General features: G+C 68.6%; 16 protein-coding genes and 1 pseudogene. 6 read left to right on the top strand and 11 right to left on the bottom strand.

The window, feature by feature from the left end:
* Positions 1-1,622 (bottom strand): ABC transporter permease (locus tag ABZX92_RS40520; protein ID WP_355570788.1); only part of this gene is annotated, 1,622 nt, incomplete at its 3' end.
* A 107-nt stretch (positions 1,623-1,729) separates the two neighbouring features.
* Between ABZX92_RS40520 and ABZX92_RS40525 the strand changes: the two genes are divergently transcribed.
* Entirely contained in the window at positions 1,730-2,227 is a 498-nt protein-coding gene (locus tag ABZX92_RS40525) for an NUDIX domain-containing protein (RefSeq protein ID WP_355570789.1), read from the top strand.
* Between the two features lie 43 nt (positions 2,228-2,270).
* Here ABZX92_RS40525 and ABZX92_RS40530 read toward each other — a convergent pair whose 3' ends face one another.
* The 8 genes and pseudogenes from ABZX92_RS40530 to ABZX92_RS40565 form a co-directional block, all read right to left on the bottom strand.
* Positions 2,271-2,879, bottom strand: coding sequence for a response regulator transcription factor (locus ABZX92_RS40530; RefSeq protein WP_355570790.1), 609 nt, complete (start codon positions 2,877-2,879; stop codon positions 2,271-2,273).
* The gene (locus ABZX92_RS40535; protein ID WP_355570791.1) at positions 2,876-3,916 is read right to left on the bottom strand and encodes a sensor histidine kinase; all 1,041 of its coding nucleotides are present in this window, start codon (positions 3,914-3,916) and stop codon (positions 2,876-2,878) included. Before ABZX92_RS40535 ends, ABZX92_RS40530 begins: the two co-directional genes overlap by 4 nt.
* A gap of 10 nt (positions 3,917-3,926) precedes the next feature.
* A complete protein-coding gene (locus ABZX92_RS40540) occupies positions 3,927-4,340 on the bottom strand; it encodes a hypothetical protein (protein ID WP_355570792.1) in 414 nt (137 codons plus the stop codon).
* Between the two features lie 84 nt (positions 4,341-4,424).
* A complete protein-coding gene (locus tag ABZX92_RS40545) occupies positions 4,425-5,303 on the bottom strand; it encodes an aldo/keto reductase (protein WP_355570793.1) in 879 nt (292 codons plus the stop codon).
* Between the two features lie 15 nt (positions 5,304-5,318).
* On the bottom strand, positions 5,319-6,347 hold the full coding sequence (locus tag ABZX92_RS40550) for a glycoside hydrolase family 5 protein (protein ID WP_355570794.1): 1,029 nt from the start codon (positions 6,345-6,347) through the stop codon (positions 5,319-5,321).
* A 166-nt stretch (positions 6,348-6,513) separates the two neighbouring features.
* Positions 6,514-7,563, bottom strand: a complete 1,050-nt coding sequence (locus ABZX92_RS40555) for a glycoside hydrolase family 5 protein (protein WP_355570795.1) — start codon at positions 7,561-7,563, stop codon at positions 6,514-6,516.
* A 97-nt stretch (positions 7,564-7,660) separates the two neighbouring features.
* Positions 7,661-8,416 (bottom strand): ABC transporter permease, encoded by a 756-nt coding sequence (locus ABZX92_RS40560; RefSeq protein ID WP_355570796.1) that lies wholly within the window; start codon positions 8,414-8,416, stop codon positions 7,661-7,663.
* Between the two features lie 65 nt (positions 8,417-8,481).
* A pseudogene (locus ABZX92_RS40565) lies at positions 8,482-9,114 on the bottom strand (ATP-binding cassette domain-containing protein); the annotation flags it as partial.
* A gap of 111 nt (positions 9,115-9,225) precedes the next feature.
* On the opposite strand from ABZX92_RS40565, the gene ABZX92_RS40570 reads away from it, so the two are divergent.
* Together ABZX92_RS40570 and ABZX92_RS40575 are read left to right on the top strand one after the other, a co-directional pair.
* Entirely contained in the window at positions 9,226-10,293 is a 1,068-nt protein-coding gene (locus ABZX92_RS40570) for a sensor histidine kinase (protein WP_355570797.1), read from the top strand.
* Positions 10,290-10,919: a response regulator transcription factor gene (locus ABZX92_RS40575; RefSeq protein ID WP_355570798.1), complete on the top strand. Its 630-nt coding sequence runs from the start codon at positions 10,290-10,292 to the stop codon at positions 10,917-10,919. The genes ABZX92_RS40570 and ABZX92_RS40575 overlap by 4 nt, the downstream gene beginning before the upstream one ends.
* Here the strand turns inward: ABZX92_RS40575 and ABZX92_RS40580 are convergent.
* Complete coding sequence (locus ABZX92_RS40580; RefSeq protein ID WP_355570799.1) at positions 10,916-11,440, bottom strand: hypothetical protein; 525 nt, start codon at positions 11,438-11,440, stop codon at positions 10,916-10,918. The genes ABZX92_RS40575 and ABZX92_RS40580 overlap by 4 nt on opposite strands.
* A gap of 115 nt (positions 11,441-11,555) precedes the next feature.
* Positions 11,556-13,352 (bottom strand): proteasome ATPase, encoded by a 1,797-nt coding sequence (gene arc / locus ABZX92_RS40585; RefSeq protein WP_355570800.1) that lies wholly within the window; start codon positions 13,350-13,352, stop codon positions 11,556-11,558.
* Between the two features lie 714 nt (positions 13,353-14,066).
* Between arc and ABZX92_RS40590 the strand changes: the two genes are divergently transcribed.
* From ABZX92_RS40590 to ABZX92_RS40600, 3 genes are all read left to right on the top strand, one after another.
* On the top strand, positions 14,067-14,876 hold the full coding sequence (locus ABZX92_RS40590; protein ID WP_355570801.1) for a hypothetical protein: 810 nt from the start codon (positions 14,067-14,069) through the stop codon (positions 14,874-14,876).
* 52 nt (positions 14,877-14,928) lie between these two features.
* On the top strand, positions 14,929-15,744 hold the full coding sequence (locus ABZX92_RS40595) for a hypothetical protein (protein WP_355570802.1): 816 nt from the start codon (positions 14,929-14,931) through the stop codon (positions 15,742-15,744).
* A gap of 1 nt (position 15,745) precedes the next feature.
* On the top strand, positions 15,746-15,854 hold a 109-nt coding region (locus tag ABZX92_RS40600), incomplete at its 3' end, for an alcohol dehydrogenase catalytic domain-containing protein (RefSeq protein WP_355570803.1).

The following is a 15,854-nucleotide window of genomic DNA, read 5'->3' on the forward strand; positions in this document are numbered from 1 at the left end:
CCGGTTCTAGTTTTTGTTGGGGTGGCTTGTGCTCTTCCGCGGTCGGGCCCGGGGCGGCTGCCCGCGGCGCGCGGGGTGGGGGCCGGGCGTTCCTCGTTCGCGAACGAGGACGCCATGTCCTGCGCGCCACCCAGCACGACCAGGAAGAACGTCACCATCGAGCTGGCCAGCAGCAACGGCAGCGCCACCGACGCCGACCGCTGCGGCATCCGGCGCACCTCGGCACCGGCGAGCTTCCACTGCGTGCCGCCGATCTTGCCGAACAGCCGCGCGATGAACGGGACGGTGACCGGGCCGAGAATCCAGAAGAGACCCGTGACCGCGGCGATCGCGGAGAACGTGACGGCCAGAGGCGCACCCACAGTGCCCTTGGCGGCGATGGCCACCAACGCGAGGAACGCCGCACCACCCGTGAACAACGCTCCGAACACGAGCCGAAGACGACGCACGGAACGTGGCGGAACCTCGTTCTCAGCATCACGCAGAGCAGCCAACGGTGACACGCGCGCGGCGTTGATCGCGGGCCGGACGGCGGCCATCACGCTCAACAGCGCGGCAACAACAACTCCGAGGATCACGTACCCGAGCGACGGCAACAGGTCCGGGCTGAGCTCCACCGCGCCGAACAACGCCGAGATGCCGGTGACGTCGAACGTCCTGGCCAACAGCCACGCCATCGGGCCGCCGAGCAGCGCACCGCCCATGCCCGCCAGCGCACCCGTGATCAGCGCCTCGAACAGGCTCCTGCGCACCAACGGCCCGCGCTGGGCACCGATGCACCGCAGCAACGCCGTCTGCCGCTGACGTTGCGCGTAGACCGCCCGGAACGTCGCCGACGCGACGAACACGGCCGTGGCCAGCGCGAGGATGCTGAACGGCAGCAGGATGTAGGTCAGGTCGCTGCCGATCTTGTCGGCGTCCGGAGCCGGGTCCCACACGACGTACGAGGCCCCCGCCGCGCTCGCGACCGCGTCCCGGGCACCCCCGATGACCCAGATCTCCTTGGTGAACGGCTCCGGGTCGAGCTTGCTCGCCAGAGCGGGCCCCGCGACCATGATCGGGCGTGAGTCGATGCCGCCCTTCTTCATGATCCCGGTGACTGTGACGTCGAACGGCCGCCCGTCCGCCGCGGCGAGCTTGATCTTGTCGCCGGGCTTGATGTTCCGCTCGTACGCGGTGAGCTTGTCGATCGCGATCTCACCGTCCGCGCCGGGCTGCTTGCCCTCGGCCAGCGGCCAGCGCACCAGGTCAGGCTGCTGGACCTGCATCTCGGCCCGGTGCTCCCCCGCACGGCCGTTGTCGTCCAGCAGGTCCGCCGCACCGACCTGCACCGGCACCGCGCGGCCGACCGCGGAGAGCTTGGCCAGCAACGCGGCGTCGAGCTTCGGGCGGTTCGCCTCGGTGGTGTTGCTGTCGTAGGGCTGGGGTTTCACGTCCACCACGTGCTCCACAGAGGACGGGGTGAGGGGCGCGCCCTCGTCGACCGACCTGGTGAGCGCGTCGCTCAGCACGAGGGCGGCCAGCAGGCAGGCCACGCCGACGACGAGCGCGACGCCGGGCAGCAGCGCGCGACCCGGCCGGGCGCGGAACTCGGCGACGCCGAGCCGCAGGGAAGTGGACACGAATCCTCCTCGGTGACGTCTGACGGTCCCGAAGGTAGGAAAGGAGACGATCAGCGGGCGTCGGACTGAAGTAGCAAGCTCGCGTACGACCACAGGAGGACACGGGGATGATCAACCTCTACGACGAGGACGCGAACGTGATCGGCGAGGTGACCCGCGCACGCATGCGGGCGGAGAACCTCTGGCACGGCTGCGCCACCATCGTCGTGCTGTCCCTGGACGGCCGGCGTGTCTACGTGCACCGCCGCACCGACACCAAGGACGTCTTCCCCGGCCTCTACGACTGCACCGCGGGCGGTGTGATCGATGCGGGCGAGACCCCGGACGTGGCGGCTGCGCGCGAACTCCGCGAGGAACTCGGCGTCGAGTCGCCGCTCACGTTCCTCTTCCAGACCACCTACGTGAGTGAGTTCACCCGCTACCACGCGTGGATCTACGAGACGCGCACCGACGGCCCGTTCACCCACCAGCCCGAGGAGGTCGCGTGGGGCGGGTGGATGGCCCTGGACGAGCTGCGCGCCAAGATCGACGACCCGGACTGGGCGCTCGTCCCGGACGGGCGTGAGATCAGCCAGGAGTGGTTGCGCCGCACAGGTTCCGACTGAGGCAGACGCGCCGCGGGCCATGACAGCTGCGCCGCACCGGTTCCTAGAGCCAGCCGCGTTCGTCGGCCACCCGCAGCGCCTCCATCCGGTTGCGGGTGCCGGTCTTCGTGGTGGCCCCGGACAGGTAGTTCCGCACGGTGCCTTCCGCGAGGTACAGCCGGGCCGCGATCTCGGCAACGGTGGCGCTGGAGCGGGCCGCGATGAGCACGTCGCGTTCGCGGGCGGTGAGCGGTGACTCGCCCGCCGCCAGCGTGGCCGCGGCCAGTGCCGGGTCCACCACGCGCTCGCCCGCCATCACCCGGCGGATCGCGTCGGCGAGCGCGTCGGCCGGCGCGTCCTTCACGACGAACCCGACGGCACCCGCCTCCATGGCCCGGCGCAGGTAACCGGTGCGGCCGAACGTGGTCAGGATGACGACGCGGCAGCCGGGCACCTGTGCGCCCAGCACCGCGGCCGCCGCGAGCCCGTCCAGGCCGGGCATGTCGATGTCCAGCAACGCGACGTCCGGGCGGTGCTCCAGCGCCGCCGACGTGACCTCGTCGCCGCGGCCCACCGAGGCGACCACCTCGAAGTCCGGTTCGAGGCCGAGCAGGACGCCGAGCGCGTGCCGGATCAGCTCCTGGTCGTCGGCGAGCAGCAACCGGATCGTCATACCGCCACCCTCAAGCACCAGCCGCGAGGTTCCGCGGGGCCGGCCGTCAGCACTCCGCCGGCCTGCGCAACCCTGGCACGCAGACCGTCCAAACCGGACCCGGCGCCGGCCGGGCCGCCGACGCCGTCATCCCGAACCTCCACTGTGGACGCGGTGAGCTCCACGGTGCACCGGCCGGCCCTGGCGTGCCGCACCACGTTCGTCACCCCTTCGCGGACGACCCAGCCGAACAGTTCCTGACGCTCCACCGGCACCGAGTCGACGGCGGTGGGCAGGTCGGCCGCGATCCCGGCCGCACGCAGCAGTTCCCGGCTCCTGGCTAGCTCACCGGCGAGCGTGACGTCCTGGTAACCCGACACCGCGGCCCGCACATCGGCCAGCGCCTGCCGGGCCAGCTGCTCCACCGACTCCATCTCGGCTCGGGCCGCGACCGGTTCCAGCCTTCTGGCCAGCGCGCTCTTCACGGTGATCGCGGTGAGCGAGTGGCCCAGCAGGTCGTGCAGGTCGCGGGCGATCCGGTTGCGCTCGGCCTCGGAGGCCAGCCTGGCCACCTCCGCCTGGGCCTCGCGCAACTGCTGGTTGGCCGTGGCGGTGCGGCTGAACGCGTGCACGAGCAACGCGGTGAAAACCACGGCCACGGCGAAGTACCAGCTCGCCTCGGTGTTCCAGCCGGCCGCCATCGGCACGAGCACGCACGCCGCAGCGCCCAGCACCACGAGAGCCGACGCTGTCCACGTACCGGCCCGCGCAGCCGCCGACGGCACGATCATCGCGGCCAGGATGAACACCATCTCGTGGGCCAGCGGTGCGAGCAGCACGGCCAGCACCGTCATCAGCGCCACCAGCGACCAGTAGGTCCGCCAGGCCGATCGGATCGACGCCAGCACCACGCCCAGGTAGCAGGCGGAGACCGCCACGAGCAGCAGGTAGCCCGCCACGAGTCCAGGGCCGTGCGCGTACTGGTTGACGCCCGCGGCCGCCAGGAACGGGTAGCAGAGCATGCCCAGCGAGAGCAGCAACCGGCGCCGTTGATCCACGTCGAAGACCCTACGAGGCCGCGAAGGTCGCGCGCACGCTGCGGGCGAACGTCAGCAGGACGACGATGACCAGCAGCGCGCCGCACACCCCGTTCGCGATCTTGAACCAGATCGGGAAGGAGCCCGGGATCGACTCGATCACGACCACCGCCACCACCTGGGCCAACGCGATGATCTTCACCCGGCGGTAGTTGCTCCGCGAGCCGCCCGCCATGGAGACCCCGAGCGCGAACGTGACCAGCGACGCGACCGCGAGGATCGAGCCGCGGATCCACACCGCGTCGGTGACGACGTCGGGGTCGCCGCTGAACACCACGATCGCCAGCAGCGTCAGCACGCTCACGGCCGCATAGCCGCCGAGCAGTTTCTTGGCGATGTCCAGCTTCTCGCGGGCATCGGGGTCGGTCACAGTCAGGTTCGTCATGCCCGAAAGCCTGCTCGTCCGGTGTTTTCGCGGGTAGCGATGATCCGCACGTCCTGGCCGTGACATCTGTCAGAAGCCGGACAATCAGGTCCAGCTGAGCCCGGCGCGCGTCTTCCAGTACTCGTCAGCAGGTTCGGCCAGGTCAGGCAGATCGACGTCGATCCGCATGGCGTCCACATTGGACTTCAGCTGGTCCGGGCTCGCCGCGCCGGACAGCACGACGTCCACCCACGGCTGCCGCGTGACGAAGGCCAGCGCGACCGCGTCCGGACCGACGCCAAGCGCTTTCGCCTGTGCCGCAACCGCTTGCGGAGGCTCGACGACGAGCCGCCCGTTCGCCACGCCCTCCTTGATGATCACCCGCAGTCCGGCGTCGTGAGCTTCGGCCAACGCCTCACCCGCCGACGTCTCGAGAACGTTCCAGGTGGACTGGACCGACTGGAAGATGCCGAGATCCAACGCCTTGCGGATCGCGTCGGCCTGACGTGGACCGGACGTCGAGAAGCCCAGCGGCACCCCGATCGAGACCATCGCGTCCCGCAGGGCGCGGTCGGCGAACAGCGGACTGTCGGCCGTCAGCGAGTGCACCTGGTAGAGCGCCACGCCCGGCAGGAGCGCCGAAGTCTCCTGCCACTGCTGCGTGAACCGGTCCAGGGAGTGCTCCTTGACCTCGTGCACCTCGGCGTCGGGCCGCCAGTCCGCGGTGTAGGCGTAACCCCACTTGCTGGACACTGTCACGTCGTCGTGACCGGGCAGCCACGACGACAGGAAGTCCTCCGACAGCCCGTACGACCGGGCCGCGTCCACCCACCTGATGCCCAACCCGTAGGCCGTGTCGAGCACCAGGTGGCACTGCGCGCGCATGGACTCGACGTCGCGCACGGCGGGCAGCGCGCCCTCCCGGCCCAGGTTGATGTAGGCGGGACGACCGAGCGAGGCGAGACCGAGCGCGAGTTGAGCCATGCGGGCAACGTTAGATCACCACTGGTCGGCGGACCGCACGATGTCGCGCACCCAGACACCGGCCGGCTTGAGGTTGCCCGTGCCGCTGAACGACGTGCCCGAGCAGGTGCCCTCCTTGAACACCGCGCCGGACCGCTCGTCGTCGGAGAAGTTCCAGTTCGTCCAGGAGATCTTCTTGCGCTTCATCAGGTCGACGTACTTCTGCGCCATGGCGAAGTCGTTCGGCCCGTCACCGGTGGCCTCCTGCGTGCCGAACTCCGTCACGAAGACCGGGACCTTGCTGGAGACCCTGTCCAGCACCGAGACGTAGTCGTCGCGGTGCTCCTTGGCGTAGAAGTGGAAGGAGTACATGAAGTTCGTGGCGTTGACCTTGTTGTTGAGCACCACCGACGGGTCCTGCTCGTCGGAGTGCCCGAACGTCGACCAGCCGTTCGTGCCGGAGATGATCAGGCTGTCCGGGTCCTCCGCGCGGATCACCGGGATCAGCTGCTCGGCGTAGGACTTGATCTTCGGCCACGACACGTGGTTCGGCTCGTTCGCGATGTCGTAGATGATGTTCGTCTTGTCCTTGTGTCGCTGCGCGATCTCCTTGAAGAACGCCTTCGCCTTGGCGGTGTAGACGTTCGGGTCGCCCGGGTCGAGCTGGTGCCAGTCGACCAGCACGTAGAGGCCGCGGCGCGTGGCCTCCTCGATGTAGCCGTGCATCAGGTCCGTGAACTTGCGCGGGTTCGTCTCGTAGCCGTCTTCCTTCGCCGCCACGTACATCGCGACCCGGACGACGTCGGCCTTCCAGTCGTTCTGCAGCGCGTCCCACCACTGGGACTTCGCGCACTGCTGGTACCACTGGATGCCGTGCGTGCTCATGCCGCGCAACTGGATGGCCTTGCCGTCCTTGTTGCACAGCTGGACTCCGCAGACCTTCAGCTGACCGTTGACCGCCGCGGGTGAACCCGCCGGCATCGCGGCGCCGGCGGTCGTCACCGATGCCAGCGGGAGCACGACGACCACCGCGGCGGATGCCACCACAGACCTCAGCCAAGCCATACAGCTTCCCCTCTCGAACTGTGCGGCGGCGTTGGGGGAAACGTATGGACCTCTTCGAGAAGCGGTCAACGAATCGCGCCAGAACTGTCCTAAAAGGCAAGCGGCGCAACGGAGAACGGCGGCCCTGAAGCAGGACCGCCGTTCTCGTGACCCGCCGGGGTCGGTACTAGCGATTGGCCCTGATGTGGTTGCGCACCCACTTGCCGGCTTCCTTCAGCGGGCCCTCACCCGTGAAGCTGCTGCCGGAGCACGTGCCTTCCTTGAACACCGCGCCGGAGCGCTCGTCGTCGGAGAAGTTCCAGTTCGTCCAGGAGATCTTGGCGGAGTTCATGAACGTGATGAACTTGTTCGCCATGGTGAAGTCGTTGGGACCGTCACCGGACGCCTCCTGCGAACCGAACTCGGTGACGAACACCGGCACCTGGCTCGAGACCGTCTTCAGGGCGTTGAGGTAGCTGTCCCTGTGGTCCTTGGCGTAGAAGTGGAACGTGTACATCAGGTTCGAGGCGTTGACCTTGTTCTGGCTGACCTCGTTGATGTTCTTGCCGTCGGACAGGCCGAACGTCGACCAGCCGTGCGTGCCCACGAGCACGAGGCTGTCCGGGTCCTCGGCGCGGATCGTCGGGATGACGGCCTCCGCGTAGGACTTCACCTTCGACCACGACACGCCGTTCGGCTCGTTCGCGATGTCGTAGATGATGTTCGTCTTGTCCTTGTGCCGCTGCGCGATCTCCTTGAAGAACGTCTTGGCGCGCGAGGTGTTGGCGTTCGGGTCGCCCGGCGAGAGCTGGTGCCAGTCGACCAGCGCGTACAGGCCGCGCTTGGTGGCTTCCTCGATGTAGCTGTGCACCAGGTCGGTGAACTTCCGAGGATTGGTCTCGTAGCCACCTTCCTGGATGTACATCGAGATCCGGAGAACGTCGGCCTTCCAGTCCTTCGCGAGCGCGTCCAGGGACGCGGTCTTGACGCACTGGGCGTACCACTGGATGCCGTGGGTGCTCATGCCGCGCAGCTGGACCTGCTGGCCCGCCTGGTTGCACAGCTTCACACCGCAGACCTTCAGCTGGCCGTTGACCGCCGCGGGCGAACCCGGCGGCAGCGCGTTCGCGGAGACGTCACCCGCGGGTGCGGCGGCGACCGGACTGCCCGCCATCACACCGGTCAGCGGGAGCACGACCGCCGCGGCGAGCGCCACCACAGACTTCTGCCAAGCCATTCAGCGTCTCCTCTCGGAACTGACGGCGGCGGATTAGTTAGGTAAGTTTCCTTACCGTTAAAGGTATAGATGACCTTAGGGACGCCCCAAGAGAGAGTCAAGAGTCTCGTCGCAGAAGAGTTACCGTTCCGGCACCCAGAGTCACCAGTACGTAAACGATCAAACATCCGACGGCGGCCAACGGCGCCAGCGGCGCGTCGTTCACGGTGCCCGCCACCTCGTGGACCAGGTACGGAACGAGCGCGGCGCTGGCGTCCACGTTCCAGGGGGCCGGCAACATCGGGGTGATCGCGGGCAGGCCCCACAGCAGGACGCCGACGATGACGATGGTGATGGCGGTCGACCTGAACGCGAGGCCGAGACCGAGGCCGATCAGACCTGTTACCAAGATCGACAGGACCGACGCCCCGGCCCACGGGAGGACGTCTCCGATGCCGTCCCAGGGGGCGACGGGCGGCGGCCGGTCCCCCATGATCAGCCCGCTCGCGCCGATGCTCAGCGCCAGGGCCACGGCGCCGATCACCACGGCAGTGGTGGCGACGAGCGCGCTTTTGGCCGCCAGCAAGCGTTTCCGGTTCGGGACGGCGGTCAGCGCGGTGAGGGCCGGGTCGGACGTGGCGACCAGTGCGCCGAGTGCGGCCACCAGGAACTGGGCCACCGGCACGACGACCACGCTGCCGTCCGCCGAGGCGAACCTGGCCTGTTCCGCGGCCGCGGTCGTGTCGTAGTCCTGGACCATCAGCCACGAGATCAGCGCGGCGAACGCGATGGTCAGGCCGATGGCGGCGATCAGGCCGTAGGGCGCTCTGACCGTCTTCAGCTTCAGCCACTCGGCGTGCAGTGCGTTCTTCACAGTCCCCTCCCGCTCGTGAGGTCGAGGTAGGCGTCCTCCAGGGAACCGTTCTGCGTCAACGACTCGATGGACGTCTCCTTGACGAGCCGTCCTCTTGCGACGATCACGACGTGGTCGGCGGTGAGGGCCATCTCGCTCATCAGGTGGCTGGAGACGAAGACCGTCCGGCCTTCCCTCGCCAGGCTCTTCATCAGGTCGCGGATCCAGCGCACGCCCTCGGGATCGAGGCCGTTGACCGGTTCGTCGAACATCAGGACCCGCGGATCACCGAGGAGTGCCGCCGCGACGCCGAGGCGTTGCTTCATGCCGAGCGACAACGTCCTGATCCGCTTGTGCCGCACGCCGCCCAGACCGACCTGCTCCAGCAGTTCGACGGCGCGCCTCTGGTCGATCCCGTTGCTCGCCGCGAGCCAGCGCAGGTGATCCAGCGCCCTGCGGCCGTGGTGGACCGCGGCCGGGTCGAGCAGCACGCCGACGTGCTTCAGCGGCTCGTCCAGATCTGCGTACCGCCTGCCGCCGACCAGCGCTTGGCCACGGGTTGGCCGGTCGAGGCCGAGGATCATGCGCATGGTCGTGGACTTGCCGGCGCCGTTCGGGCCGAGGAAGCCCGTCACCAGTCCGGGGTGGACGGTGAACGACAGGTCGTCCACCGCCGTCGTGTCGCCGTATCTCTTCGTCAGGTTCCGCACCTCGATCATGGCGATCAGCGTCGGGTGCTCCGGCCTTCAGCGGATCGGACCTCAGGCCGAACTCCGGAATCGGACCGTGGTCCGAGGCGTCGCGACCGGCTGATCGCTAGCGTCGACCCCGTGATCGCACGACTGCACCTCTACCTGGTCGACATCACCGCCGCGGTGGTGATCGGCGTGCTCGTGGCGTACGCGATGCTGGAACAACGGGATCAGCCGTGGTGGCTGGTCCTGCCCTGCGCCGCCGCCGTCGCGCTGCCCGTCGCGGTCCGCCGGATCTGGCCGGTACCCGTGCTGGCGGTCACCACGGCCGCCACGGCAGCGGTGGTGATCGGCCAGGTGCTGCCGACCCAGGCGCTCGGCGCCCCGACGGCGGCGGTGTGCTTCGCGCTCTACACCGTGGCAGTCGAACGCTCCCGCGTGTGGTCGCTCGCCGGACTGGTGGTCGCGGTGGTCGCGATCTCCGGCGTGTCCGGCGGCGAACCGGAGAACGTGCTGGTCGTGATCGCCGCGATGGGCGCGGTCTGGGTGATCGGCTACACGACGAGAATGCGGCGGTCGTTCCTGGAGCGGGAGACGTCCCAGCGGGCCGGGCAGGCGCTGGCCGACGAACGGCTGCGCATCGCCCGCGAACTGCACGACGTGGTGGCGCACAACCTCTCCCTGATCGCCGTGCAGGCCGCCAACGCCGCACACGTGCGCTCACCCGAGCACGCCTACGAAGCTCTGGACGTCATCTCGTCGACGAGCCGTGCCGCCCTGACCGAGATGCGGGGGCTGCTCGGAGTTCTTCGTTCCGACGCGGATCTGGCGCCCTCCCCCGGCCTCGACGGACTGGCCTCGCTCGCCGATCGCGCGTCGCTGGCGGGTGTGCGGGTCTCGTTGGACGTGCGCGGAGACGCCGCGGTGCCGGAGGGGGTCGGGCTGTCGGTGTACCGGATCGTGCAGGAGGCTTTGACCAACGTCGTGAAGCACGCGGCGCCCGCGTCGTGCACCGCGGTCGTCTCCGTGACGCCTGAGTCGGTGCGCGTCGAGGTGACCGATGACGGGCCGGGGGTGCGGGAGCTGGGCGAGGGACACGGGTTGATCGGGATGCGCGAACGGGTCGCGGTGTACGGCGGCACGTTCAGCGCGGGGCCCGGTCCTGACGGCGGCTTCCGGGTCGTGGCGGAGCTGCCGGTCCGATGACGCGAGTGCTGATCGCCGACGACCAGGCCCTGCTGCGCGCGAGCTTCCGGTTGCTCGTCGACAACGAACCCGGCCTGACCGTGGTGGGCGAAGCCGGCACCGGTGCTGAAGCTGTTGCCCTGGCTTCTTCTTCGGCACCGGACGTCGTGCTGATGGACATCCGCATGCCGGAGATGGACGGCATCGAGGCCACCCGGCTGCTGGACGGCCCTCGCGTGCTGGTGCTGACGACGTTCGACCTGGACGAGTACGTGTTCGGTGCGTTGCGCGCCGGGGCATCAGGTTTCCTGCTCAAGGACACTCCCCCGGCCGAGCTGCTGGCCGCGATCCGCGTGGTGGCCGCTGGTGAGTCCCTGTTGTCTCCGTCCGTCACGCGGCGGTTGATCTCCGAGTTCGTGCGGCAGCCGCCGGCTCCGGTGCTCAAGGGGCTGGAAGTGCTGACCGAGCGGGAGAAGGAGGTGCTGACGTTGATCGCGCGTGGGCTGTCCAACGCGGAGATCATGGCTCAGCTGCACGTCAGCACGGGCACGGTGAAGACGCACATCGGGAACCTGCTGGCGAAGCTGCACGCCCGCGACCGCGCCCAGCTCGTCATCGCTGCCTACGAGTCCGGCCTGATTCGCTAGATCAGGGCATCGCGCAGGAGACGGCCACCGGCGTCGTACGCCCGGAACCGCAGCGTGGTGATCCGCTCCGGCACACGGCACAGGAAAACCTCGCCGTACAGCTCGGCTTTGACGGCCCGCCCGCTGGGCAGCACGAGCTCGAGCACGGCGACCTCGGGGGCGATCCGCCCGATCTTGAGGACCTCGTCGTCCCAGACCAGGGCCGTGCCGCTGGCGACGTACGCTGCGCCGGACGCATCCTCCTCACCCCGTACCAAGGAGTGTCCCGAACTGCGGACGCTGCAGATGACGACATCGGTCGCGGCCACGCCCACCTCCACGACCTCTCCCCGGAGCATCTGCACGGTGCGGGCCTGGTATCCGGCCGGCCACCCGCACTTCTCGTCCGCGATGACGTGCATCGACGCGGCGGACAGAGGGGTCGGTGTACCGGCGATGGCGGTCGGGGGCGCCGTGTCGCGGGCGTAGGCCAGCGCGGTGACGACGCCCAGTGCTCCCACCACGTACCAGATGCGTCTCATGATTCCCCCCGAACGGGATCATAGGCCGACGACCACCCGCGGCGGAGGGTGTTCAGGGCACGAACGCGGAACCGCCCCGGCCGCGAGGCGACCGGGGCGGTTCGGTGCAGCTGACTTACAGGTACGTGCCGGTGTTCGTGGCCGTGTCGATCGCGCGGCCCGCCTCCTGGTTCTTCCCGGTGACGAGCGTGCGGATGTAGACGATCCGCTCGCCCTTCTTGCCCGAGATGCGTGCCCAGTCGTCGGGGTTCGTCGTGTTCGGCAGGTCCTCGTTCTCGGCGAACTCGTCGAGGATGGCCGCCTGCAGGTGCCGGACCGAGAGTCCGGGCTGCTTGGTGTCGAGCAGCGACTTGATCGCCGCCTTCTTGGCCCTGTCGACGATGTTCTGGATCATCGCGCCGGAGTTGAAGTCCCGGAAGTACAGGACCTCCTTGTCACCGTTGGCGTAGGTGACCTCCAGGAAGCGATTGTCCTCGGACTCCTCGTACATGCGCTCCACGGTGTGCTGCACCATGCCCTCGATGCAGGCCTTCGGGTCGCCACCGAACTCGGCGAGGTCGTCGGCGTGCAGCGGGAGGTTGGGCGTCAGGTACTTGTTGAAGATGTCCTTCGCGCCCTCGGCGTCCGGTCGCTCGATCTTGATCTTCACGTCGAGTCGGCCGGGGCGGAGGATCGCCGGGTCGATCATGTCCTCGCGGTTGGAGGCGCCGATGACGATGACGTTCTCCAGGCCCTCGACGCCGTCGATCTCGCTGAGGAGCTGGGGCACGATCGTCGTCTCGACGTCGGACGACACACCGGAACCGCGGGTGCGGAAGATCGAGTCCATCTCGTCGAAGAACACGATCACCGGGGTGCCCTCTGACGCCTTCTCACGAGCCCGCTGGAAGATCAGGCGGATGTGCCGCTCGGTCTCACCGACGAACTTGTTGAGGAGCTCGGGGCCCTTGATGTTCAGGAAGTAGGACTTGGCCTGCTTGTCGGTCTCGCCGCGGATCTCCCTGACCTTCTTGGCCAGCGAGTTCGCCACCGCCTTGGCGATGAGCGTCTTGCCGCAGCCGGGAGGGCCGTAGAGCAGCACGCCCTTGGGCGGGCGCAGCTCGTACTCGCGGAAGAGGTCCGCGTGCAGGAAGGGCAGCTCCACGGCGTCGCGGATCTGCTCGATCTGCCGGGACAGGCCACCGATGTCGGAGTAGTCGATGTCCGGGACCTCTTCGAGCACGAGGTCCTCGACCTCGGCCTTGGGGACCCGTTCGTAGGCGAAGCCCGCCTTCGAGTCGACCAGCAACGAGTCGCCGGGCTTGAGCGGCGAGTCGAGCAGCGGCTGGGCGAGCCAGACCACCCTCTCCTCGTCCGCGTGGCCGACGACCAGCGCCCGCGCGATGGTGTCCTCACCCTCGTCGGTGAGCACCTCCCGCAACGCGACTACCTCGCCCGACCGCTCGAACCCGCCGGCCTCGACCACCGTCAGCGCCTCGTTGAGACGGACCGACTGGCCGAAGGCCATCTTCTCCGGCTCGACCGCCGGGGACACGGCGACCCGCATCCGGCGGCCGGACGTGAAGACGTCGACCGTTCCGTCGTCGAAGCGCGCCATGAAGACGCCGTACCCGCTGGGGGGTTGAGCCAGCCGGTCGACCTCCTCACGCAGCGCGAGCAGTTGGCTTCGTGCTTCGCGGAGGGTGTCTATGAGCTTCGTGTTTCGCTCGGTCAGCTGGCTGACGCGCTCTGTCGCCTCAGCCAAGCGCTGCTCGAGCAACCGCACGTGGCGCGGTGACTCGGTCAGCTTGCGACGCAACGACGCGATCTCGTCCTCGAGGAACCTGATCTGCGCTGTCAGCTCAGCAGAATTGTTGCCCTGGTTCAGCTCGCCACCCTCATCGGGTTGGCTGCCGGGATGACCGTGCTGCATGTCGGCACCCTCCTCCCGTGTTCGTACCGATTACGGTACCGGCGATCACCGACAAAATCGTGTACTCACAACATCATCTTCGCTCGTGTGACGCAACGGTCCAGCCTCCAACAGAGGTCAACTGCTCCATCTCGGTGTTCGGTGCGGGCGCCCAGCAGCTACGGTGCGTCCCAGAAACCCCGGTCGGCGTTTCGTCCATCGACACGCCGATCGACCTGCGAGAAGTCCGAGGAGAGGGCCATGGGAGCAGCTGGGCGGGCGCCCGCTCCCCACGCTCCGCGACCACCCTCGGACGACCGCGAACACGTCTGGTACGGCTCGCGACCCGGCGACGGGCGCCAACACGCCGTCGTCCCACCAGGTGGACGATCGGATGCTCCGATCGGTGGTCACGCACCGCAACCCACCTCGTTCGCTCTCGTCGGAGGTCCGGCTCCGCCACGCCTCCAGGGCGACTGGAGGGCGTGCGGCCAACCGGGTGGTTCTGCCTTCGCATACGGCTCACCACCCCGACAGCGCAGTGCATCGCGGTCGATTCCCGGTGGAGTTGCCGCAATCGTTATCAGACGCGGCCTTCGCGCGGGGGTTTGGCAACAGCACAACGTGTGCACAACCACTCGTGCGTGTCGTTAGGTCTCATTCGGCCGCGAGCCCGCCCGCGAAGTACCACAATGTCCACCGAAAAGATCACCTCATCCGCATCGGGGAGTTTTGATGACCTACCCGCCGCAGCAGCCCGGCCCCTACGGGCAGCAGCCGCAGCCCGGAGGTCCGTACGGGCAGCAGCCGCCGCAGCAGCCGGGTCACGGCCAGCAGCCCCCTCCCGGCTACGGCCAGCAGCCTCAGCCCGGCTACGGCCAGCAGCCTCAGCCCGGCCAGTACGGCCAGCAGCCCGGCGCGTACGGCCAGCAACCCGATCCGTACGGTCAGCAGCCTTACGGTCAGCAGCCGTTCGGCCAGCAGCCGTTCGGCCAGCCCGGCGGGTTCGGTGGCCCGCCGCCGCCCAAGAAGAGCAACACCGGCCTGATCATCGGCGTCGTCATCGGCGTGCTGGTGCTCGTCGGTGGCGGCGCGACGGCCGCGGTCCTGCTCAGCGGCAACTCCTCCTCGAACAACTCCAGCTCGTCCTCCGACTCGGGCAGCAGCGGTGACGAGGCGGCCGAGGTGAAGAACGTCGCGGAGGCCTACTACGCCGCGGGCGCCGCCAAGGACGAGAGCAAGGCGAAGTCGCTGGCCTGCGCCGAAGCGGTCAAGGAGAGCGAGGACGCGCTGGCGAAGCTCACGCCGGAGCAGAAGAAGCTGGCCGAGCAGCTCAAGAACATGCCCGCGCCGAAGGTGATCGTGAAGAGCGCGACCGTGACCGGTGACAAGGCCGACGTCGCCGTCTCCACCACCGTGACGGTCGGCACCGAGTCCAAGACGTTCGACACGACCGTGAAGTTCAAGAAGGAATCGGGCGACTGGAAGTTCTGCACGCTCGCGAAGGACCTGAAGCTGCCGGACTTGCAGGTCCCGACCAAATGATCCGCGGCATTCCGCACGAAGACACGACCACGTCCACATCGGGGGATTTTCGATGACCTACCCGCCGCAGCAGCCCGGCCCGTACGGCCAGCAGCCGCCCAACCCCTACGGGCAGCAGCCGCCCCAGCAGCCGGGCTACGGCCAGCAGCCGCCGCAACCGGGGTACGGCCAGCAGCCCGGGTACGGCCAGCAGCCGCAGCAGGGCCAGTACGGCCCGCCGAGCGGTGGTTTCCCGCAGCAGGGCTACGGCCAGCCCCAGCAGGGTCCCTACGGCCAGGACCCGTACGGCCAGCAGCCCGGCTACGGCCCCGGCGGCTTCGGCGGCCCGCCGCCCAAGAAGAGCAACACGGGCCTGATCATCGGCGTCATCGTCGGTGTGCTGGTGCTGGTCGGTGGCGGTGTCACGGCCGCGGTGCTGCTGTCGGGCGACGACAAGCCCAGCAACACCTACTCGGCGTCGACGGACACGAACACCAACACGAACACGCCGACGAACGGCACGAAGCCGACCACGCCGTCAAAGGGCTCGTCGAGCGGCGACTCGGACGCGAAGGACGTCGCGGAGGAGTTCACCGAGAAGCTCATGAAGGGCGTCCGCGCGGGCACCAGCAAGCCCGAGGACGTCAAGGACCTGGTGTGCTCGGCGGAGTACCCCAAGATGAAGCAGCAGACCGGCAAGGCGCAGCCGGGTGTGTCCGCGACGGTGTCGGAGGTCAAGACGTCGGGCGACACCGGCACCTTCACGCAGACGGTCACGGGGCTCGCCGATCCGAACAAGCCGGGTCAGACGGCGTCGGGCAACATCGTCTACAAGCTGGCCAAGGAAGGCGGCGACTGGAAGGTGTGCGGCATCGAGAAGGTCAGCTGACCTGACGCGCGAAGGGCCGGTCTTCCCCTCCACCCTCGGCTACGAGGCCGCGGGCGTGGTCGAGGCGGTCGGCGAGGGCGTGTCGCACCTCGCCGAGGGCGACCCGATCG

The organism is Lentzea sp. NPDC006480 (assembly GCF_040611995.1).
In the GTDB taxonomy this organism is placed as follows: domain Bacteria; phylum Actinomycetota; class Actinomycetes; order Mycobacteriales; family Pseudonocardiaceae; genus Lentzea.

Excerpts from the sequence above, each read along its gene's own strand:
- arc (WP_355570800.1), bottom strand. The coding sequence starts at position 13,352 with ATGCAGCACGGTCATCCCGGCAGCCAACCCGATGAGGGTGGCGAGCTG.
- ABZX92_RS40590 (WP_355570801.1), top strand. The coding sequence starts at position 14,067 with ATGACCTACCCGCCGCAGCAGCCCGGCCCCTACGGGCAGCAGCCGCAG.
- ABZX92_RS40555 (WP_355570795.1), bottom strand. The coding sequence starts at position 7,563 with ATGGCTTGGCAGAAGTCTGTGGTGGCGCTCGCCGCGGCGGTCGTGCTC.
- ABZX92_RS40550 (WP_355570794.1), bottom strand. The coding sequence starts at position 6,347 with ATGGCTTGGCTGAGGTCTGTGGTGGCATCCGCCGCGGTGGTCGTCGTG.
- ABZX92_RS40580 (WP_355570799.1), bottom strand. The coding sequence starts at position 11,440 with ATGAGACGCATCTGGTACGTGGTGGGAGCACTGGGCGTCGTCACCGCG.
- ABZX92_RS40530 (WP_355570790.1), bottom strand. The coding sequence starts at position 2,879 with ATGACGATCCGGTTGCTGCTCGCCGACGACCAGGAGCTGATCCGGCAC.
- ABZX92_RS40525 (WP_355570789.1), top strand. The coding sequence starts at position 1,730 with ATGATCAACCTCTACGACGAGGACGCGAACGTGATCGGCGAGGTGACC.
- ABZX92_RS40595 (WP_355570802.1), top strand. The coding sequence starts at position 14,929 with ATGACCTACCCGCCGCAGCAGCCCGGCCCGTACGGCCAGCAGCCGCCC.
- ABZX92_RS40540 (WP_355570792.1), bottom strand. The coding sequence starts at position 4,340 with ATGACGAACCTGACTGTGACCGACCCCGATGCCCGCGAGAAGCTGGAC.
- ABZX92_RS40545 (WP_355570793.1), bottom strand. The coding sequence starts at position 5,303 with ATGGCTCAACTCGCGCTCGGTCTCGCCTCGCTCGGTCGTCCCGCCTAC.
- ABZX92_RS40575 (WP_355570798.1), top strand. The coding sequence starts at position 10,290 with ATGACGCGAGTGCTGATCGCCGACGACCAGGCCCTGCTGCGCGCGAGC.